Genomic DNA, 476 nt, shown 5'->3' with positions numbered 1-476 from the left:
GGCAGGCCACCACAGGTCGAACATCGCGTCGTAGGTGTCGCGGTGATCGGGCCGGCGCAGCACCGCGCAGGCCAGCCCCTCGCGCAGCGCCGAGCGGTCGCCCAGGCCCAGCACCGTCATCACCCGGCCGGCGTCCACCGTCTCCGACGGCCCGACGGCGATGCCGACACCGCGCAGCGCTTCGACGAACTCCACCAGGTGTCCGGGAATTCCGTGGGGGGCCAGCGGCTGCGGCGGCCGGGTGCGACGGGAAGCCATCAGTTCAACCTCAGCTCCCCGGCGGCCTTGATCTGGTCGGACTGATGTTTGAGCACCACTCCGAGCGTCGCGGCGATCGCCTCGTCGTCGATGGTGTCCATGCCCAGCGCCAGGATGGTNCGNCCCCAGTCGATGGTCTCGGCCACCGACGGCACCTTCATGCCCAGCGCCAGGATGGTGCGGCCCCAGTCGATGGTCTCGGCCACCGACGGCACCTT

The 476-nt window shown here is 70.9% G+C and carries 2 pseudogenes; both read right to left on the bottom strand.

Annotated features, from left to right (window positions below):
- Positions 1 to 258, bottom strand: a pseudogene (locus H7I41_RS14260) (hypothetical protein); the annotation flags it as partial.
- A pseudogene (locus H7I41_RS14255) lies at positions 258 to 476 on the bottom strand (hypothetical protein); the annotation flags it as partial. The pseudogenes H7I41_RS14255 and H7I41_RS14260, both read right to left, overlap by 1 nt.

This window comes from [Mycobacterium] manitobense, assembly GCF_025821665.1.
Taxonomy (GTDB): domain Bacteria; phylum Actinomycetota; class Actinomycetes; order Mycobacteriales; family Mycobacteriaceae; genus Mycobacterium; species Mycobacterium arseniciresistens.
Note: the sequence above shows the minus strand (reverse complement) of the source record. Positions and strands in the feature narration are given on the sequence as shown.